We start from the raw sequence: 18,964 nt of genomic DNA on the forward strand, positions 1-18,964 counted from the left end.
TATGAAACACGTCATTGATGAGATTTTAGAAGAGCTGCGCTACCAGGGCCGCGGGAACGATTCGCTTTGGGACGCCGATGATATCGCCCGCTATATGCGCTTGTCTAAATCAACGGTGCAAGGGCGCATCATCTGCCGCGAAAGCTTCCCGCTGGCAGTACGCCTGCCCACCTCCGACACCGGCCTTGGCGGGCGCAGATGGTTGGCCAAAGAGGTCAAACAATGGGTCATGCGCCACCGAGAACCCGCCAGACGAAGTCGAAGATGACAAAAAGCCGAGGAAACTCGGCTTTTTGGGTGGTAAACGTTGATTATTTTTCTAGACGTAGTCTATTCGCTTAAACTAACCTAAAGACCATGCTCTTCGCTCTAATACTTCAGGACAACTAAATTTATGCCACTAACAAAAACGGAATATATATTAGAGAGTATTAGCAAGATTCATAATAAAAAGTGGGAATTTTTTATTATTACGAGAATCATTCATGCCATAAGTGATGACATAGAATTTATAACCCAGCAATTGGTAAGAAAAGCTGATGGGACCCGAGCTCTGACCGATTTGTACTTTCCCCAATTTAATCTTCATTTAGAAATTGATGAGCTACATCATCAAAGGCAAATAAGAGAAGATGAACAACGAGAACGAGATATCATTCAAGTAACCGACCACTCCATTGAACATATAAAAGTTTCGGATCGGGACGAACCATCTACAAATAAGGAACTTAATGATATCCGCAACGAAGTTGACCGATTTATAGAAAAAATCATGAAATTAAAAGATTCGCTGCAATCTCAAAATAAATTTGCCCCTTGGAATTTTGAAAATAAGTATCTAGCGAAATCACATATCGAACGCGGATATATATCGTTAAAAGATGATGTCGTATTTAAAACTCAAATAGAAGCAATGAAGTGCTTTGGATTCAAAGGCAAAGGATATCAAAAAGGCGCATGGGAGATCCCCGATGGAACACACGACTGCGTTTGGTTTCCTAGGTTATACGAACACTTTATTTGGAACAACAATCTATCCCAAGACGGAATGCGTATTTATGAAGAAGCCTCCCATGACAAAAGCAAAATAGAGCAAGCTAAAACCTCAATTAGTTCACAGAAAGAAGAAGAAATAGAATTGGGTGAACGAAAACATATTGTTTTTGCCAAAGCAAAAGATGTTTTCGGTTTTAACTTGTTACGTTATGTCGGGACTTTTCGCATGAATCTAGATGCAAGTACAGATACCTGCATCAGATTTGATCGCATAAGCGACAAAGAATCCATTCGGCAGTTCTAATTTTACAAATCTGTTATTACTACCCAAGTCGCTCGGCAATTTCGGTTGCTGTGGCATTGTAATAGATCATCAACGAACGCGGATCTCGATGACCAACCATTCTAGCTAAATCCAATACATCTAACTTTCTGGCTAAGCGCGTTAACGCCTCATGGCGGGTATCGTGAAAAGTCATGTTACGAATGCCAGCAATCTTTAATGCTCTGCGAAACAACACACCGCAAGAGCGCTGCGGATGATGAAAAACCACCCCGTCCTTTTGCTCTTTCAGCATTTTTAACAGCTCGACCGCACGAGAAGAGAGCGGCACATTGCGGCTCGTCCCGTTTTTTGTTTCGTTAAGGGTTATATAGCGTTGGCGTAAATGCACATCAACCCAATTTAAACCCCAAATTTCACCCTGGCGCATCGCCGTCTCAAGTGCCAGCAAAAAGCCAACTGCAATTTCCTGACGCTGAGTTTTTACCGCTTCACCATCGTTAAACTCTAAGGCGTCTAAAATTCGCTGTATTTCGAGCTCACTGATGCGTCTATCGCGTGGTCTAGGGTTTCTGGGGCGCTCCACATCGCGTGATGGATTGGTCGCTATCCATTTCCAACGTTTACGAGCCGTCTCGAGCACAACGGCAATCACATTAAGCTCACGGTTCACCGAAGATGCCTGAACGCGTGTGAGCTCATGGGTTATCCAACGCTGAATGTCATCGACTCGAAGCTCTTTCAACGCAATGTCGGCCATCGGCGCGCGCATCAGTTTATTTAACCGAACAATCTCCCAACGATACCCTTTTTTACTCGGTGAGACCTCTTTGGCATAACGAGCAAACGCATCGCCCAGCGTCTTACCGCTGATAATGCCATCGTCTTTGCCAAGTTCCTGCTCGATTTCGACGGCCCAAGCCATCGCTTCTATCTTTGAATCAAAGGTTCCAGAACGGGATTGATGCTTTAAGCGCACCTGCGCGCGCCATTTTTTACCCCGCTTATAGATCTGTGCCATAACCGCCTCTGGCTACAAATTGGTGTAAAAAGTGGTGTAAAAATGGTGTAAAGTTCGCGCGAAAACGGCAAATTACACCAACATACGTTGGAAATAGTATACCAAAATCGGTGCGTAACTTAATGGAATTAAAGGATTTTAACTGAATTGTCGAGAATCGACTAAATGAGGAGTGGTGCCCGGGGCCGGACTTGAACCGGCACGAACTTGCGTTCGAGGGATTTTAAATTCCTCGCTCAAGTGAGGAATATCAGACACTTAACTAGCCTATTCATAATATCATTTCCTATTTTTAATTTGTAACCTGCTGATTTATAAGCCTCCCCGTAGTTATATTATGAACGTCTGTGCTATATTTATAAGGTTTTTTTAAGCTTAAATGGAAGGGAAATGAGCTCAAAAATCAAACTAATCAGTTGTGTGATTATCGCTAGTATTACCTTTTTATATATCTTCTCTATGTTTATATATCCTTTGTATATTGGAGGGATTTCGAACCTTTTAGGCGTACTCGCAGAATGGCAAACATTGAATGCAGGACTCATAGCACTTATAGCAGCCGCAATCACAGCATATATAGCAATAAAGATAGATGCTAACGCACGAGAAAGAAATGATAACCAAATCAGAGCCGAAAATGCCAGAGAAAAGGAAAGACTTCGGCGGGAAGAACAATTACGTCAAGATCAAAGAGAAAGAGAATTTAAGGCAGCAAAAGCGATGCTCCCTCATTCCTTATCACTTATAGCATCACATGTTGAAGATTGCACTTTCCTACTCTTACAAGCATATTTTCAGTTAATGATGAGAAATCCACAAGAATTAAATCCACCGCAAAAAACAGAGTTAGCAGAAAAATTTAAGTTATTGCAAAAACCACATGAATCCATACTATTTTTCAAAGAATGTATCATTTTAGGTAATGAAAATGAATCTCGTTATCTATCAAAAGCATTAACTGAATTACAAATATTTTTCTCAAGAATGGAAAGTTTCGAAAAATCTTATGGCATGCATTCTTACTGGATAAAAGAAATGCTTATTTATTCAATTTATTTTTATTTTGTCATAACAGGATTATTTGATTATTCTAGAGAGAAAGGTGCAATACTACCACCTCCCACTAATAAAGATATCTATTATATAAAACTATCTTTTGCCGATGGGGAATTTCATAAAAGTATCGAAGAACATGACGATAAAGATATTGATAAATTTATTACGGCGTATATAAATAGCGCTAACACATGGAATAATAATCTTAGATAACTAATTATTATTGATACCCGATTTTCCTAATAACCTAGCTCCTAGATTAGGATTATCAATATCAACTTTTTTCATTATCTCAAACTTTTTTATATCTTGATTAATGCTTCTATCAAGATAATAGAAGTAGACTTTATCTTTATGCTAATGATTCTATACCTTATTTGAAAAAATAGGGAGTTGGGGCAGCTTGGACACTAAGCCAGATTTCAATTTACATCAAGCCTATTCTAGTTGAACACCATTCTCAAATAGTTAATGTTCTCGGTTATGGGTATCTGATATTCGTTTCAAAAGATATGGTTGAATATGTTCACAGAAATACCCTACAAAAATATTTCTATCCTCAGGAGTAACAATTTCTTGTATTCCTTTTTCTTGTGTTTTTTTGATCGCATATTCTATTGCTGATTGAATTGCTTTAACTTGTTGCCTTTTAGAATTAGATTCATCTAAACTAGCCATTATAGCATCCATGGATTCATTAAATACTTCACTATCATAATTTTTATATTCATAACTATCATAAATATCTTGTTCTGAAATATCCAGATTAATATCTAATACCATTTCTTTTCCTGTAACAGGATTAATACAATAACTATTTGAAAAACAAGGGCCTTTATAAGAAGACGACAATAGTAGGACATATCTTACGTGACCAAAAAACTCTATATATGCTTTGATAAGCGGAGATCCGCTTGCATTTTCAACATAAACACAATGAAAAGGGACTCCTATAGGCCTATTCTGAATTATATCTCTCTTACTATAATAATAACCAAAACATGCCTCTGCATCTTCTCTAAGGAAAGAAATAGCATGTTCGCATATATTGGGATTAATTCCAGAATCACTTACCATTGCCAAAGCTGATTTTACTATAGATTTTCCTGCATCCAATCCTCCATAAGATTTCGTTATAGTAATAGGACTATCTAAATATTCTATTTTTTCTTGCCATTCGAATTGACTTAAGTCTGGTGGTGTTAATCCAGGATTTCTTTTAAGGAGCGATTTCACTATTTCTTGGATTTTCTTTTTAGCTTCTTTTTCATTTCTTGCAGAAATGTGAATTTCTGCTTTATCAGGCGATTCTATAATTTCTATTTCAGGTCTTGTATGTTCCATACCTCCATCAGGTAATACCCTTATCTTATTTCCGTCAACAGTATCAAAAATTTGAGCAGGGACTTTCCCTCGTTCTCGTTTTATGCCAAAAAATAAGCAGAGATCGGCAAATTGAGAACATAGAGCGACGTCCCATGTCTTTCCGGTTTTATTGTTGCATGGATCACATATAAAACCTGAAACCTTTTTCCGACCTCCAATAGCATTTGGTATTACGTGCTCTTCACTATCTTGAACAATCGGTTTTGAACAAATAGGACATACTGTCACGGTGTGCATCCTTATTAAAGATCCCTCTTTCCATCTAAACACTATCCTCTCAATAACTCAAGATTCTCCCCTCCTTTGGGAGGGGAAAAGCGGAAGTGGTTAGTGGTGGCCTAGGTAGTGCTGGGCTTCGCGGGTGTAGTTTTTTGTGAGTTTGGCTAGATTCTCTAGCTTTTGCTCGGTTATTTCTAGGTGATGGCGGTGCGCTTGGATTTCGAAGCGGGCAGCTTGGACGTTGAAACCGGCTTTTTCGAGCACAAAGAGTAATTCATAAATCGCGGATGGGGAGTCGATGGGGTCGCCGTAGAGTAGTTTTGCGGGGAAGTTCCACGGTTTGTCGATGTTGATTTGTTTGAGTCCCCTCGCCTGAAATATTTTTTGGTGTTGTTGCCACCAACTCATGGGGTAATTCAGGTTGAGTTTTGGCGCGGCCAATGCGGCTTGTTTGCCGATAAACTCCCCTTCTATGGCATCGAGATAATCGATTGCTTCACTCACCTGCTCTGGCAACAATTGATTGATGTGTTGAACATCGAAGCGTTGATGAACGAGTTTCCAGATATCGGGATAGATGTTGGCCACGCCCGTGGTAATGAGTCGTTCGGTGGTTTGGCGCAGTGGTGTTAGTTGTTCGGCGGTAGCAGTACATTGGCGAGTTTGAACACTGACATCTGATTTAGCTTGCCGACTAAAATAATAGTCTTCCAACTTTTCAAAAACATCCCACGCCTGATCAGTTTCTAGCATTTTGGCGTGTCTTGCAGCACCACGCTCTGTCCACAAGATCACGCTACGAGCATGTTTTTTTACTAACCCGATAGAATCGGGTCTGTTCTTAAAATTTCTTAATTCAGAATGGGTTAGCTTGAAGTAATGTTTACCAACAATAAAACGATTCTGATTATTCAAATAATTATCTGAAATGTTTTTCGATTTAGTTGCATACAGCTGGGCAAGCAGTTCTGAAGTTAAAACAGGAGTGGATTTATAAGAAATAATCGATAGGTTTTCTGCACTGATTTCATTAGTCATGATAACCCCCAAGGTAGTATCGGACTTAAATCACCACCAATGGGACCAATCACGGGTGGTGAACTGAACGAGGTTGGTCCTACCGTTACCTTGGGAACGGCCAGCCAATGAAGGCTGCCTCATCCAGCCCACCATAATGACGAGCCGAATATGCATAAAAAAACCAGCGAAAAGCTGGCATTGCATGCCAAGGAAATTAAACGGGGGACCAATCCCGACACTGGATTTTGCCAGTGAATATTCAGCATATGAAAGTTCATGAGAAGAATCAAGAAAATTTATTAAGAAAATAGCAGACAGATTAAGATCTCCTAGATGTACGATTTTATCGTATCAATGTATAGTCATCAATGTAATGGCTCTTGGGATAGTCCAAAGCATAAAAACCGTACTAATCCACTTTATATAATTATCTCTTTAAATAAAATCTAATCACTTTAATGTTAATAACGCATGAGTTATATTAATCAGTTTAATAGATGAAAATTTTTGGCAGGCTATAATGGAAAATGATGAATTTTATGATTATCCTATGGTATGTTGCTTTGATGTTTCACCTGAAGCGATTGATGATCTAAAAAGAAGCAAATTTAACATTGATCAAAGAACTCTAGGTAAAATAGTAACAGGCATTCCAAATGATCAGGCAGGAAAAAGCAATCTAATCCCCATAGATATAGACATTCCTAATAACATCTACGAATATGATATCATAATAGTTGATCAGAGCAATGGAACTAAAACAAATTTTCATAATTTGCAAAATGAAAGGGTAATCAATAGAGACAAACTTTTTTTTATATATTGCGAATTCCCACAAAATCAATTAGATTTACGTCCACTATCTAATTATTCTATTCAAAATAAATTAAAGAATTTATATAGTAAGGATTCTATACTCATATTTTTTAATTCAAATAATATAGATATAGAATATAATCTATTTGAAGTTAGTAGTCACACTAGCAGTATAACAGAAACGTTACAAATAAATAGTAAGAATTTTTATCCTGACATTCCTCAATCAGAATATAAATATGGTAAAAAAGCCAAGCTACCCGATAAAGATACTAAATTTTCTGAACTCCTAAGCCGCTATATAGATAATCTAGAGTATTATTCAGTATTTTCACACCCTGTAGATTGGAGTAGTCAATCAAATGGTAAACCATCGGAAAATTTCGTTCCTCTATTGGTTAACGAACAAAACCAGATAATTAGCTTTATACATTGCATAAACAAAACGGTGGTGTTCTTTTTCCCCGATTTTAAAGATAAAGATAGTTTCATATTAGAGTTAATGAACAACTACCTACCAGACATTCTACCAAGACTTTTCCCTCAGCATGGACAATTTAAATGGTTATCCAATAGCGATTATCTTTTACCCGGAGAAAAAGAAATTTTTCACAAAAAGAAAGATATAGAACGTAAATATCAAGATGATATTAAAGCTTTAGATACGGAGTTAATTACTCAAAGAGAAAATTATAAATTTCTTCATGAAATGATCTCAGAATCTGGAAGTAAACTAGTAACTGCTATTAGCACATTTTTAACATGGCTAGGTTTTGATAATGTCGTAGACATGGATGAAAAAGCAAAGGATATCTTTGAAGAAGACTTACAAATTGATACAGAAAAAGGACTTTTAGTAATTGAAATAAAAGGAATTGGGGGAACATCTAAAGATAAAGAATGCTCTCAAATAAATAAAATAAAATATCGTCGTTCAGAAGAAAGAAACAGCTTTGATGTATTTGGATTATATATTGTAAATCACCAAAGATATATAGAGCCAAAAATAAGAGTTAACCCACCATTTACTGAACATCAGATAAAAGATGCAATTAATGAGAAAAGAGGATTATTAACAACTTACGATTTATATAAATCTTACTTTTGGATTACTGAAGGAATAATCACTAAAAAATATGTAAGAGAGATGCTATATAACTATGGACTAATAGACTTAAAGCCTAATAATTTATTTTCTCTAGGAATTCCTAGTGAGATATATAAAGGTGGAACAGTAGCTATCATTAAATTAAACAATGAGGATAACATTACACTGTATAAGGATTCGTTTATTGTAGTAAAAAGAAATAACGAATTATCAAAAGTTTCTATTAAATCCATTAAATTAGATAACCTATCAGTTGAAAGTGCGTCATCTGGTGAAATTGGCATTTTGTTAAGTGCTCCCATAAAAAAGGGGGCTGAACTGTTTTTCCTAAGTTCTGATTCAGAGTAGTTTCGTTCTTGTTTGAGTTCAGTATTTACTCTGTGACACGTCACGCTCCCTACCTCATCCACCAATTTGCCCAATTTTGGCTCTGCTGTTGGTGGTGACTTAGGGGGCTAAAAATTTTTTTATCGCGCGATGTGGCTGCGTATGCAGGTTTTTAGGGCTTAGAAGGACCCGTAGATATTAATATTTTTTCTTTTTAAATCAATTGCTTTTTCCATTCATTAAGAGCTTCTAAGATCTCTTGATAGCTAACAAGAATAGGTTTGTCCGCATCTGTAGGGAAAAGAGTCTCAAGCTCGAATCCATCTTTTTTTGCTTCAAATTCGTAACCATTTCCTGCACCGGACAGCGAATAATCAGTCCCCTGCTTTGCCGCATTTAAGCCATCGATAAAGTAGTCAGCCATGCTTACTGAACGCTGAATTTCAGTTGCAATAAAACTTTTTATGATTTGGTGCTCAGTAAGGCTGGCATTGCAGCCAGCCCATGTAAAATTATCAATATCATTCATCAACAGGGAACCCTGTATTAATTTTGCTTTTATCAGCATTATCCACAGCAGTAGCTAGAGTTAAAGGCTTTCCATTATCACCAATACAATAGCTATTTGAATTATCGCCTAAAGGAGCGCTAGGCCCACAAAATGCCCACGTAACGCCCGATGTACAATGACCGTTATTATGTTGATACGCATATACAATAGATTTTTCAATCTGAGCTACAGTACAACTATTTGGATACATTGAACTATAGCTTTTCGTTACCTGTTTGCCATTAATCTTTAACAGTATTTTTTTTAAAACATAGACCCCTGAAGCAGCTGGTGCAGATGCTTGTTCAGCCATAATAAATGTAGAAGGGGAATCGCCACCAGGCATAGAGTGAAAACCTACTGCATTTCCTTTCTTATTAATTTCGCCACAAAAAATATGATGTTGGTTTACCTTCATTGCATTAATCGGTTGACTCCACTGCGGTAGACTAGGGCAATAAATTGAGGCAGTAGCTGACATTGCTGTAATCAGACTAAACATACCAACTAAATATTTAGTATACATTTTCATAATGATATCCTTGTTTGCTTATACTCCTACATATACAACCTATTTCTTAGAGAACGACACAAGCTATCTAAGACCATTAGATTTTAGTTGGAACACGTGCTTGCGACATAAGAATGTTTCCCCTGCTTCACCATATATACATATTCCACCCCACCTACTCTCCTATTTTGTGGTATTCGTTCTAGATAAAATTTAATGTTCAATTGTTTCATTAAATTGCTTGCCCAACTTTTGGAAAGATCACATCGACTGGCAATTTGATCAGCTGTGACTTTTTCGCCTGGCACAATCGTTTTGAGCACTTTGAGTTGCGTCTTGGATAAGCGTACTAAATGGAGTTGTTCAGGAACGCGACGAGCCGCTTCAGCGAGCTTTAAATCCACTGTTTGTTTTTTGTTCATTTTTTATTTTTCCACTCATTTGTATCATTTCGTGTGCTGGGAAGTTGCAGGAGCGTTGAATCGAGGAGCTATCAGGATCAAGCGGCGATCTTGTTTGGAGAAAAAACAGGTGTAAATGTGTTTAACCAGCAGGAATTTAGCCATTCGTGATAGGTCTGCAGGGCTTCACGCTTCTTATCGGCCATATGTGAGTAGATATAGGCTTCATCTAAGGCGCTGCCACTGTGGTTTAAGAGTGCTTCGGCCACGATGTAATCCACGCCGAGTTCAGCCCAAATAGAGCGCGCACGTTTACGAAGATCATGCGCTGACCAACGCTGTTCAGAGAACGTTCGCACCCACTCGCTCGCCTTGCTGGAATAAATGGGCTTTGGGTTCCACCGTGAGGTTGGAAATAAAGCGTCTGCTTGGTAGCCATTGCTGTATTGCCATTGTCGATACGATTGCAGCGCATCCAACATATAGGGCGTGAGTGGATAGATCATCTCGCGACGGTTCTTGGTGTTTTTAGCAGGAATGGTCCATTGATGCCGAGTAAAGTCGATTTGCTGCCAACGAGCATTGCGGGTTTCACCAATACGCGAGCCATGGGCAAGAAGCATCAGAATAAGCAGGCGTTGTGGCGGCTGTTGATTGTCTAATTGGGCTAACACATCGGGGATTTGATGGGTATTGAGCTGGCAACCTTTGACCTGACTCTTACGAATTGAAAAGGATTGGCTAAAAAAGTCTTTGTAAAAGATATCGGCCATTGGATTGGTGGTCATGAAGTGAACCCCTTTGGCGATCGCGCAGGCTGTTTTGAGCAGGCTAAAGCTGGCATTGATGTAACTGACGGTGTAATTGTTGGCGCGCATGGGTTGGATGAGTTGCTGGTCAATGATGGTTCGCGTGAGTTCGCGCACCTGGATATCTTTAAAATTTGGGTAAATCTGTTTTTTTGCCAAGCTTCGCAGATTAGTGAGGCGAGTTTGAGAGAGTTGATGCAGATTGACCTGCCGTTGAATGTGCCATTTCACCAGTTCATTCACCGTGAGATAGGGGTTACATTCTGATGAGCCGCCTTTGGCAAGGCTCGCTAAATTCGCATCGACCACTTCCATAATATGTTTGGCTGATAATGCGGGCCATGCTCCAATACGATGCCGATATTGTTGGCGGTCTTCATAGCGCATCAGCCACCATGACGCCCGTTGGCGGTCTTTGTGATATCGAAGATAAAGCGACGTGCGGGTGTCTTTGAGCTGGCGAACGGATTCATCGCTTAAGTATTTGCGGATTTGCGCTTCGCTAATTTTGGTGCGCACGGTCGAGGCAAAAAAGGCACGTTGATTGCTGAGCATGGTTACTCTCCGGTTAAGGTGGCGTGAATGGTCATGTGGGTAGGTTGCAGGCCTTGGCCTGAGAACTCGACTGAGTCAATGGAGCATTGGCCCTGAAAGGCTTGCGGAAATGAGGCGTCCAGTACAATCAGCCCTTCGGCAAACGCTTTGGGATTGGGCGGTGCTTCAATGGTGACTTTGCGCCCTTGCCTCTGTAGTTTTCGAAGCTCTGCCCCTGCGGCTTGCGTGGCTTCGCTTTCGCTATTTTTATCTTTGCCCAGCTGTTTAAAGGGCGATTCCCCCACACTTACCTCATGGCGTTGGCCATCGTTGGTGGTGACATAAAAGGCTTTGACGCCGCTAAAGCCGCTGCGGCTATCAAGGTCGGTCGAAACATTAATAAAGTTGGCTAAATCGGGGCGATTGACAGCAGGTTTGGTCAGCGTGATGGTTTCTATCTGTTTGCCGCTGGCACTTTGGGACTCGCCAATGGGTACGAATAAATAGAGCCGTTCGACAGGTTTAGCCAGCGCATCAAACTGTTTCGCTAGGCGATTCAGAAATGCCGGCGCGCTTTCATCGGTGCGATCGCTGTGCTCGATTTGAATTTTTTGGAATCGAGGATGTACAAAAATATCGTAGCCAAATGGGGTGACTACATCCGAGACGATTTGCGCCAGTGTGGTGTTGTCCCAGCTGGCCGATTGACGTTTTAAGAACTCTGTGGAATCAGCCATAAAAGGCGCAACAGTCAGCACGATTTGCACGGTTCGTGGCTGCATGGTGGCCGTACGTTGGGTGATTTGAAAGACATCGCGCTTGATATCATCGAGATACACGGTGTACTGCTCGCCTTTGGGTGGAATGCCGTCAATATCCGATGAGTTAATATCAAGGGTGAGCGAATCGCCCTCAATGCCATTACCATCTTTCAGGTGCCACGATTTTAAACGCGCAAGCATCAGCTCGGCGTTCTTGCCGGTTAGTTTAAACATAGGGATCTCACACATAAAAAAGGCCACTGAGTAGTGGCCTTGGGGGAATATAAACAACAAAAAAGAATTAATCCTATTTTATTAATTATTTTTAAATCAAATAGTTATATTGATTATCTGCATATTCAGTTCTAAACTCGCCCTGAAATTATTCACCTTATTTCTATTATTTTAATTATTTTAATTAAAAGGAATTATCATGAAAAAACTAATTCTCAGTAGCATGCTGCTTCTTTCTGCCAGTGCTTCTGCAGCAACAATGCCAACTGGATTTTATGCAAAACTAGGGTTCGGTCAGAGTTATGGTGCAGACCAAGACTACAATCTTAAAGACTCATATGATACTTCAGTAACTGTGCATGATGGTTTGGATTTTAAACACTCTGATAGTTATGAATTAGCGGTTGGGTATCGTTACCCACAGCTCTCATGGTTAACAACTGAACTAGCGTTAAATTATAACTCTAAGCTGAAATTGACCGGTAGTTCGATTACAAGTGGTACCGTAACTTACGATGAGGCATCTAAATTAAATATCAAGAGCACAACTCTGATGCTATCAGGGCAAATTGATATGGCCAGTTTATTTGGCCAAGATGATTGGATGTTCCATCCATATGTAGGGCTTGGTATCGGTGTGAGCCGCAATAAATTAAATAATTTTAAACTATATAGTTCTGATGGTAGCAGTAGCGTAACACTAAATAATGGTGATACTCGAACAGATTTTGCTTGGCAAACTAAATTAGGTGTTACCTATGCAGCCACAGATCATATCGTTCTTGATTTATCCTATGCCTATAACGACTATGGCAAAGTAAAATCTAAAACTACGGATTACAGCTCTTCTGAAACAATATACGCAACTGAAATGGATTATCACACCCAACAAATCATGTTAGATATGCGGTATTTCTTCTAAAAGAAAGTGTCTACCATCAAGGGCAGTATAATGCCCTTGATACTTTAACTTCATCTAATCCCAACTCCTAATCACCGTCGTTTGTTTCTGCACACTTGCCACATCCGGTAAAGTGACGGTCATTGCTTCGGGAAAGATGGCCACGCGGATTTGGGAATTTAGTTCATAGAACGCGGCCTCTAACTGGTCGTTATCATCACCCAGATTCTGATAGAGCAAATCGGTAACCAGTTGGCCCTGTTTGGCTTGCACCTTCATTGGCGATATTCCTCCAGTTCCAATTGCACATCGGTGACCATCGCCTGACCGTTATGGATCAGCTGAGAGCGGCCTTCGCGCAGTTGTTTAATCGTCCACCGCCCTAGGTTTTGCCCGGTGCCGGTGCTCACCTGTTGCGGGGAGTCAATCATTGAGCGCAAGGTTTGCACGTTGTCATCGGCACCGAACTGTAACCACTTAGCGGTGATGTGGATAGTTTCTAACGGTCGGCCCACAAATTCAGAGCGGGCATTGTTCACCAGCGCCACTTGCGAATAAGCGCCTTGAGTCGTGCGGTCGAATTTCGCAATGGGGGTGTTCTCCCCCACCGCAAAAACGAACGCACCAATCACTAAATGATGCATCGTATCCTCTAACTGTCGTAATCAATGGCACTATGGCTCATCTGCGTCGCAATGGTGTTCCCGCCCATCAGGGTCGCATAGTGGTCATTCATCTGTTGGATCACCTGCTTGGCAATGTCCTGTGGTTTTTGGCCTTTTTCAGGGTTCACGGTAATTACCGGCGCAAACGTCACAGGCGGTTGTTGTCGAACAGTTGCCTCTTTGTGCTGAACTTCAGCCACTTTCGCCGCTGTTTTATCCGGTGAATCAAAGAGCGAGCCAAACCATTGGCCAATGGCACTTCCGCCCATGCCGCCAGCGATGGAGCCAAGCAAGCCGCCGACAGCCGTGCCAATACCGGGCAAAATCATGGTGCCGATAGCCGCGCCTAATGCGCCGCCGCCCATACCGCCCGCCATATCACCCAGCGCGCTCCCCGTTTGAGACCCACTGCCGTTTTGAATGCCTTCGGCAATTTGCCCCGCATCCATAGCAATGCCTAACGGTTTAAACACCCGTGCGAGGCCATGTTTGCCCGCGCCTTCGGCCACATCGCCGCCGATATCGACTAAATCACGCGCCCAGCCATTAAGCGGCATCGAGGCAATCGTTCCACCAATGCCAGCCAGCGCTAATCCTTTACCGGGAAAATGACCACGAACCCCATTGTGCCAGTAATTTCCCGCCCGCTGACTCAGGCCACTTTGCAACACCCTCGCCACCAGACCACCTAATCCACGCCGCCGACGGCCAAAGCGCATGCGCCGCGCTCGAGCACGAACATCTCGGCGAGAACGCCTGCGCGATTCACCACCGAGCCCACCCCCTGAACCACCACGGTCATTGGGAGCACTATTGGCCACTGCACCGCTCAAACGGTCCCACTGTTTAGCCGCCCATGCCGCCGTTCGCCCACCTTGGCGAGTTTCACGATTCAGGCTTAAGCGCGCTAAACGGGATTTATCCAGGGCATTACCAAACAATAATGAGATGGCCTTGCCCGCCAATAACGCCCCTTTGAGCGCAATCACACCACCGGCGGCAATCCCTAACGTTGCCGTGAGTGTTTGGTGCTTCTCGGCTAAATCGGCCAACATGTTAATGCCATTACCCAGTGGAATGAGCACGGTATTGAGCGCCGGTAATAATGCCTCGCCCACCACAACTGCCAAGCGGCTGAGTTTGTTGGTAAACAGCTCCACGCCATTTTCACTGGTATTGAGGCGGGTCTGATATTCCTGATTGAGCGATTGGATATTGGCTTTTTCACCGCGATTGGCCAGCGCCAATGCTTGGGTGAGGTTTTGAGTATTGCCTGCTAATGCGGCCACCGCACCGGTGACCTCTTGGCCAAAGATTTGGCTAATCAGGGCGCTGCGCTGATTTTTCGGCGCTTTATTGATGGCCCCCAGCACTTTGAGCAAGGTGCCAGAGGCATCCGTTTGCATCTGGCCTGCCAGCTCTGGCGCGCTAAAACCCATTTGAGCCAGTGCTGATTTTTCACTGGATGCTGCGGCGTTCCCCAGCGTTAATCGACTGGAAATATTTTTAACAGCCGTGGAGGCCCGTTCGCTTTCCATCCCCGTCGCTAACAATGCGCTGGCTAATGCCGCCGTTTCGTTGGAATGAAACCCAGCCGTTTTGGCGGTTGCCCCTTGACGTGCTAGCACATCGGCAATATCACTGGCGCGCGAGTTCTGGTTATTCGAGAGCAAGTTGGCTAAGCCGGCTAAATTCAGTGCGCCGCTTTGGTCGAGCCCTAACGAGGCTTTAAACACCGCCAGAGTTTTACCCGCTTGCCCGGCGTCCATATCAAAGGCCACGCCCATTTTGGCGCTATCGAGCTCAAACTGTTTGAGCTGAGCAATATCAGACAAGCCACTTTGTCCTCCGGCGGCTAACATCGCATTGATGTCATTGGCGCTCATCGGTGTGGTTGTGGACGTTTTCAGTGACCAACTGCGCAGTTGTGCCGCCTGTTCGGGCGACATATTCACCACTTTGGTGACATCAGCAAAGGACGATTCATTTTTCATCGCCATCCACATTGGTGCGCCCATACTGGCGGCGGCCACACCTAAACCAACAGCCTGACTGCGGAGATCACCCAATTTGGCATTGCGACTTTGAATGCGCGACTGAATGGCATTGCGTTTGCGCAGCTGTTCCCCTTGGCGAGCCAAGGCAGCGGTGGCCTTTTCACTGGCACGTTCTAAACGTTTTTGCTCGTCACTGAGTCGGTCAGTATTGAGCCCTGCTTCTCGCAGTTTGCTATTGAGCGCGCCAACGCTCTCCCGCTGGCTTTGGTACTTGCCATTCAACGATGTGACACGGCTCTGTGCTTTGCGATAACTGGTGGTGAGTGAATCGGTTTTCGCTTTGCTTTCGCTCACTTGCGTATTAAGCGAAGCCATGCGCTGTTGGGTCAGTCGGGCTTTTGCTTGCAATGCTTGCAGGCCATCACCCGAGGCATGTTTCATCTGCCGATTGAGCTGGCTGAGTTCTGATTTAGCCTCGTAATACGCGGCTCTGAGCGTTTGTGTAGTTTGTTTGCTTTGAGTGATTTCACCATCAAAGCGCGTCACAGCGGCTTTCGCATCATCCAATTGCTGCGCTAATTTTTTAACGCGGGTTTGCGCATCGGCAAATCCCTGCACGGATTTCAGTTGGCTGTTGTAGCCTTTGACTTCATCGCGCTGCTGGGCAATGGCTTGAGTGAGCCGTTCGGTCGCGGTGGTTGTGGCCGTGATCTGTTTGGCGCCCTGCACCACGGTATCAATCACCACCTTGATTTTTTCATCAGCCATGGTCAATTCCCAGTTGATTTAAAATCATCGTATAACGTCGAACGGCGATATCTTGCGGCCATTCGCGCAGCTCACTTTCGCTGGTGTTGCGGTGCATGGGGATCAAATCGATAAGGCATTCGACATCGCGGGGTGAAAGTAATCCCCCGCCAGAGTGAAAAAAGCGCCGACCTGCCCTTTGATAGTCAGGTAATCATTGACCGCCATGCGAGCAACATCGGCTTTGCTCAGGCCCGTGACCACCTGAAACATAAAATCTTCTCGTTCATCGTTATTGTCGATGTTGGCCAGTGCTTCAGAGTGTTTGACTTTAGGCACCTTAAACTCGATGTGCTCGATGGTCTGCCCCAGCTCATTGGTGAAAGGGAACAGCAAATCAAACGCAAAAGTATGGCCGTCGATGGGTTGCTCTCGCAGTTCATCGGCAGGGGTGAGTGTGAATGTTTGTAAATCGCGGCACAGCTGTAAAAAGTCCGGTGCGGTAAGGGCTTCAAACTGCTCAGGGGTGAAATCAGTCATCGCAAAAATCAGCGTTTTATACTGGGCGAACTCCTGCGCAGGGGTTAGGTTATCCGTGACTTTAATATGCGGCAGTTGTTCATACGCACCGCGACTCAGCGGATGATAAGCCACCTCATGGCTGCCATCGCGAGTAAAAAATGGCAAGGTTGAAACGAGTTTCATGGAATATCCTCAAATTTTGGGCATAAAAAAACCGCCCGAAGGCGGTTCATCTCACGCGATGTCGTTACAGCTCAACGCCACTGGCGCTCATTAGATCTTTGCCACCCACCACCAATTTGCCGGTGCTGACATTAATCTCATGGACCACCGTTCCCGTGTCGGTTTGTTTAAACGACTGGCAGGTGCCACTGATGGTACAGGTGGGTTGTTCGCCCATCTTCACTGCCTCTTGTTCAATGCCGGTGATCGGGCCATACAGAGAGTATTCCAGCTTATACTGGCCATCATCGGTGGTTTTACCCTGTTCGGTGACGTTCACCTGGGCATTGCTTAAAATGTACTGGCCCAGGGAATTACTGATCTTATCCAGCTCCCCTTTCACTTTGAGCTGCCAGTCCATTTTTTCCAGCCCAACGGTGACCTCCGAGGCCACAAACGCCCCGGCATTGTCGGCCATTTTCGGTTTGATTTTCGGCGGGGTGAATTCGTCAATTTCATTCACCAAAGGCACCCCGTCTAGATTTGCGGATAACCGCAAGCGAATTCGATTACTCATCGACAATATTCTCCCACCAGGTTTCAACCAGACCGTTGTCGGCACTCATTTCGTAGATCATGTGTTCGTTCGGGCTATAGCGGCCGTAGTTAAAACACAGATACCATTTGCCGGAGGTGTAGGCATCCACGGTGTTTTTGCTCGGATGCAGAAAGACTTTAAACAAGGGGATCACGCCATTGGCCACCAAGTCTTGCCCCCAGTTATTGAGGCGATCGACCACATTGGTGACGAACTGCTGCGTGATGAGTTTGCCCATCAATGGTTGGCTGGTTTCTTCAAGCTTACGCGCCAAGAGATCTTCCAATCCAACGTGCGCAATAAAACGCCCAGTGTTGGCACGGTTGCCAATGATGGAATACCCGCCCATGCGCGTGTGGGCAATGGTCACCACCCCATACTTGTTTAAAAAGTTGGCTTCGGTGGTGTCATCGTTAATTTTGTAACTGATGGGCCGACTGGTGTCATCACATACCACGGTTTGGTTTTGCGGGGATTCATACCCTTCGATATTAGCCATAGCCGCAATCAAAGCGATGGATGCGGGCATCAGTTGCTGCGCATCGTCGTAGGTTTTCAAAAACCATGGGTCGATAATGCACAGTTTATCTTCGCCAGTGCCTTCACTCCCAAACTCAGCGGCAAACTCAGCGGCCGCTTGATTGGTGGTATTCGGGCCATCAATCACCGGCACTGCCCGCACATCGCGCCCCATTAGCGCTAATTCTTGGCCTAACGCGGTAGAACTAAAGCCCGGTGCGCCAATCACAGTGGGCGTTTCGGGGCACTGTTTGATGGTTTGCAGCCCGGTATAAGCGCCAGTGGTTGAATCCACACCACCAATCACATTGCTTTCGGTCGCGGCGTTGTCTTCGCCCTGCTCGACAATGGTCACATACAACACGCATTTCACATACTGCAACAGGTAGCGCACCACATACGGTAAGGTGCCTTCGCGGGTGCCAACACTATCGAGAGTTACCATCGCATCGGAGTAGTTATACAAGCGGATGGGCTCATTGTATTCCACGCCAGTTTTATTGGGCGCTGTGCCCACCAAATGAATCACGGTTTGTGCCAGCGGCCCCATCGCTGGCAAGGGTTCAGTGGCATTGACGGTGACACCGTTTAAATCAAAATCTTCAATGGGGGTTAACGTGACGCTCATTCATCGCTCTCCGCTGGTTGAGTGGTGTTGGGTTGGCTGACTTTGCCATTGAGCAGCAGCATTGATGCCTGTGACGGCGTCAGCGCAATAGTGCTTTCTGGATGGTGCCATCGGCCACCGAGGCGAAAGGATTGCAGGATCAGATAATCCTGCGTGAGTGGCTGTTTACTGGCCATACGCATGTCCTGTAGGT

General features: G+C 43.7%; 19 protein-coding genes and 1 pseudogene. 5 read left to right on the forward strand and 15 right to left on the reverse strand.

All coding sequences use genetic code 11. The annotated features are described in order from the left end of the window. The first annotated feature begins 1 nt into the window (after position 1). Positions 2-268: a helix-turn-helix transcriptional regulator gene (locus ABTQ23_RS08805; protein WP_408615335.1), complete on the forward strand. Its 267-nt coding sequence runs from the start codon at positions 2-4 to the stop codon at positions 266-268. Positions 269-394: 126 nt separating this feature from the next. Next, positions 395-1,300, forward strand: coding sequence for an AbaSI family restriction endonuclease (locus ABTQ23_RS08810; RefSeq protein ID WP_408615336.1), 906 nt, complete (start codon positions 395-397; stop codon positions 1,298-1,300). Positions 1,301-1,319: 19 nt separating this feature from the next. Here the strand turns inward: ABTQ23_RS08810 and ABTQ23_RS08815 are convergent, their stop codons facing one another. Next, a complete protein-coding gene (locus ABTQ23_RS08815) occupies positions 1,320-2,300 on the reverse strand; it encodes a tyrosine-type recombinase/integrase (protein ID WP_408615337.1) in 981 nt (326 codons plus the stop codon). 390 nt (positions 2,301-2,690) lie between these two features. Between ABTQ23_RS08815 and ABTQ23_RS08820 the strand changes: the two genes are divergently transcribed. Further along, on the forward strand, positions 2,691-3,569 hold the full coding sequence (locus ABTQ23_RS08820; protein WP_408615338.1) for a hypothetical protein: 879 nt from the start codon (positions 2,691-2,693) through the stop codon (positions 3,567-3,569). Between the two features lie 255 nt (positions 3,570-3,824). On the opposite strand, the gene ABTQ23_RS08825 is transcribed toward ABTQ23_RS08820, so the two are convergent. Further along, positions 3,825-4,970 carry an HNH endonuclease gene (locus tag ABTQ23_RS08825; RefSeq protein WP_408615339.1) on the reverse strand — a complete coding sequence of 382 codons (1,146 nt, stop codon included), beginning with the start codon at positions 4,968-4,970 and terminating at the stop codon, positions 3,825-3,827. A 669-nt stretch (positions 4,971-5,639) separates the two neighbouring features. Then, positions 5,640-5,999, reverse strand: a pseudogene (locus tag ABTQ23_RS08830) (ORF6N domain-containing protein); the annotation flags it as partial. Positions 6,000-6,501: 502 nt separating this feature from the next. Here ABTQ23_RS08830 and ABTQ23_RS08835 point away from each other — a divergent pair. Continuing rightward, positions 6,502-8,253 (forward strand): hypothetical protein, encoded by a 1,752-nt coding sequence (locus ABTQ23_RS08835; protein WP_408615340.1) that lies wholly within the window; start codon positions 6,502-6,504, stop codon positions 8,251-8,253. Positions 8,254-8,446: 193 nt separating this feature from the next. Here ABTQ23_RS08835 and ABTQ23_RS08840 read toward each other — a convergent pair whose 3' ends face one another. From ABTQ23_RS08840 to ABTQ23_RS08860, 5 genes are all read right to left on the reverse strand, one after another. After that, positions 8,447-8,761 carry a hypothetical protein gene (locus ABTQ23_RS08840; RefSeq protein ID WP_408615341.1) on the reverse strand — a complete coding sequence of 105 codons (315 nt, stop codon included), beginning with the start codon at positions 8,759-8,761 and terminating at the stop codon, positions 8,447-8,449. Then, complete coding sequence (locus tag ABTQ23_RS08845; RefSeq protein WP_408615342.1) at positions 8,754-9,314, reverse strand: EndoU domain-containing protein; 561 nt, start codon at positions 9,312-9,314, stop codon at positions 8,754-8,756. Before ABTQ23_RS08845 ends, ABTQ23_RS08840 begins: the two co-directional genes overlap by 8 nt. An 83-nt stretch (positions 9,315-9,397) precedes the next feature. Next, positions 9,398-9,715, reverse strand: a complete 318-nt coding sequence (locus ABTQ23_RS08850) for a MarR family transcriptional regulator (RefSeq protein WP_408615343.1) — start codon at positions 9,713-9,715, stop codon at positions 9,398-9,400. 77 nt (positions 9,716-9,792) lie between these two features. After that, positions 9,793-11,058 (reverse strand): tyrosine-type recombinase/integrase, encoded by a 1,266-nt coding sequence (locus ABTQ23_RS08855; protein WP_408615344.1) that lies wholly within the window; start codon positions 11,056-11,058, stop codon positions 9,793-9,795. Positions 11,059-11,060: 2 nt separating this feature from the next. After that, entirely contained in the window at positions 11,061-12,032 is a 972-nt protein-coding gene (locus ABTQ23_RS08860; RefSeq protein ID WP_408615345.1) for a contractile injection system protein, VgrG/Pvc8 family, read from the reverse strand. Between the two features lie 199 nt (positions 12,033-12,231). On the opposite strand from ABTQ23_RS08860, the gene ABTQ23_RS08865 reads away from it, so the two are divergent. Continuing rightward, complete coding sequence (locus ABTQ23_RS08865) at positions 12,232-12,954, forward strand: outer membrane protein (RefSeq protein WP_408615346.1); 723 nt, start codon at positions 12,232-12,234, stop codon at positions 12,952-12,954. Between the two features lie 54 nt (positions 12,955-13,008). Here ABTQ23_RS08865 and ABTQ23_RS08870 read toward each other — a convergent pair whose 3' ends face one another. The 7 genes from ABTQ23_RS08870 to ABTQ23_RS08900 form a co-directional block, all read right to left on the reverse strand. Then, positions 13,009-13,212 carry a tail protein X gene (locus ABTQ23_RS08870; RefSeq protein ID WP_408615347.1) on the reverse strand — a complete coding sequence of 68 codons (204 nt, stop codon included), beginning with the start codon at positions 13,210-13,212 and terminating at the stop codon, positions 13,009-13,011. Next, the gene (locus ABTQ23_RS08875) at positions 13,209-13,577 is read right to left on the reverse strand and encodes a phage tail protein (RefSeq protein ID WP_408615348.1); all 369 of its coding nucleotides are present in this window, start codon (positions 13,575-13,577) and stop codon (positions 13,209-13,211) included. Before ABTQ23_RS08875 ends, ABTQ23_RS08870 begins: the two co-directional genes overlap by 4 nt. An 8-nt stretch (positions 13,578-13,585) precedes the next feature. Beyond that, positions 13,586-16,363 carry a phage tail tape measure protein gene (locus tag ABTQ23_RS08880; RefSeq protein WP_408615349.1) on the reverse strand — a complete coding sequence of 926 codons (2,778 nt, stop codon included), beginning with the start codon at positions 16,361-16,363 and terminating at the stop codon, positions 13,586-13,588. Positions 16,364-16,465: 102 nt separating this feature from the next. Then, positions 16,466-17,047, reverse strand: coding sequence for a phage tail assembly protein (locus ABTQ23_RS08885; protein ID WP_408615350.1), 582 nt, complete (start codon positions 17,045-17,047; stop codon positions 16,466-16,468). Positions 17,048-17,111: 64 nt separating this feature from the next. Next, on the reverse strand, positions 17,112-17,603 hold the full coding sequence (locus tag ABTQ23_RS08890) for a phage major tail tube protein (RefSeq protein WP_408615351.1): 492 nt from the start codon (positions 17,601-17,603) through the stop codon (positions 17,112-17,114). Continuing rightward, complete coding sequence (locus tag ABTQ23_RS08895; protein WP_408615352.1) at positions 17,596-18,771, reverse strand: phage tail sheath protein; 1,176 nt, start codon at positions 18,769-18,771, stop codon at positions 17,596-17,598. Before ABTQ23_RS08895 ends, ABTQ23_RS08890 begins: the two co-directional genes overlap by 8 nt. Then, on the reverse strand, positions 18,768-18,947 hold the full coding sequence (locus ABTQ23_RS08900) for a hypothetical protein (RefSeq protein ID WP_408615353.1): 180 nt from the start codon (positions 18,945-18,947) through the stop codon (positions 18,768-18,770). The genes ABTQ23_RS08895 and ABTQ23_RS08900 overlap by 4 nt, the downstream gene beginning before the upstream one ends. Positions 18,948-18,964: the final 17 nt, after the last annotated feature.

Origin of the sequence: Celerinatantimonas sediminis, assembly GCF_046054195.1 — a bacterium.
Classification (GTDB): Bacteria; Pseudomonadota; Gammaproteobacteria; order Enterobacterales; family Celerinatantimonadaceae; genus Celerinatantimonas.

What these genes read in the sequence shown, in the direction of transcription:
- ABTQ23_RS08805 (WP_408615335.1), top strand. Translation starts at nt 2, where the DNA reads ATGAAACACGTCATTGATGAGATTTTAGAAGAGCTGCGCTACCAGGGC.
- ABTQ23_RS08810 (WP_408615336.1), top strand. Translation starts at nt 395, where the DNA reads ATGCCACTAACAAAAACGGAATATATATTAGAGAGTATTAGCAAGATT.
- ABTQ23_RS08815 (WP_408615337.1), bottom strand. Translation starts at nt 2,300, where the DNA reads ATGGCACAGATCTATAAGCGGGGTAAAAAATGGCGCGCGCAGGTGCGC.
- ABTQ23_RS08820 (WP_408615338.1), top strand. Translation starts at nt 2,691, where the DNA reads ATGAGCTCAAAAATCAAACTAATCAGTTGTGTGATTATCGCTAGTATT.
- ABTQ23_RS08835 (WP_408615340.1), top strand. Translation starts at nt 6,502, where the DNA reads ATGGAAAATGATGAATTTTATGATTATCCTATGGTATGTTGCTTTGAT.
- ABTQ23_RS08840 (WP_408615341.1), bottom strand. Translation starts at nt 8,761, where the DNA reads ATGAATGATATTGATAATTTTACATGGGCTGGCTGCAATGCCAGCCTT.
- ABTQ23_RS08845 (WP_408615342.1), bottom strand. Translation starts at nt 9,314, where the DNA reads ATGAAAATGTATACTAAATATTTAGTTGGTATGTTTAGTCTGATTACA.
- ABTQ23_RS08850 (WP_408615343.1), bottom strand. Translation starts at nt 9,715, where the DNA reads ATGAACAAAAAACAAACAGTGGATTTAAAGCTCGCTGAAGCGGCTCGT.
- ABTQ23_RS08855 (WP_408615344.1), bottom strand. Translation starts at nt 11,058, where the DNA reads ATGCTCAGCAATCAACGTGCCTTTTTTGCCTCGACCGTGCGCACCAAA.
- ABTQ23_RS08860 (WP_408615345.1), bottom strand. Translation starts at nt 12,032, where the DNA reads ATGTTTAAACTAACCGGCAAGAACGCCGAGCTGATGCTTGCGCGTTTA.
- ABTQ23_RS08865 (WP_408615346.1), top strand. Translation starts at nt 12,232, where the DNA reads ATGAAAAAACTAATTCTCAGTAGCATGCTGCTTCTTTCTGCCAGTGCT.
- ABTQ23_RS08870 (WP_408615347.1), bottom strand. Translation starts at nt 13,212, where the DNA reads ATGAAGGTGCAAGCCAAACAGGGCCAACTGGTTACCGATTTGCTCTAT.
- ABTQ23_RS08875 (WP_408615348.1), bottom strand. Translation starts at nt 13,577, where the DNA reads ATGCATCATTTAGTGATTGGTGCGTTCGTTTTTGCGGTGGGGGAGAAC.
- ABTQ23_RS08880 (WP_408615349.1), bottom strand. Translation starts at nt 16,363, where the DNA reads ATGGCTGATGAAAAAATCAAGGTGGTGATTGATACCGTGGTGCAGGGC.
- ABTQ23_RS08885 (WP_408615350.1), bottom strand. Translation starts at nt 17,047, where the DNA reads ATGAAACTCGTTTCAACCTTGCCATTTTTTACTCGCGATGGCAGCCAT.
- ABTQ23_RS08890 (WP_408615351.1), bottom strand. Translation starts at nt 17,603, where the DNA reads ATGAGTAATCGAATTCGCTTGCGGTTATCCGCAAATCTAGACGGGGTG.
- ABTQ23_RS08895 (WP_408615352.1), bottom strand. Translation starts at nt 18,771, where the DNA reads ATGAGCGTCACGTTAACCCCCATTGAAGATTTTGATTTAAACGGTGTC.
- ABTQ23_RS08900 (WP_408615353.1), bottom strand. Translation starts at nt 18,947, where the DNA reads ATGGCCAGTAAACAGCCACTCACGCAGGATTATCTGATCCTGCAATCC.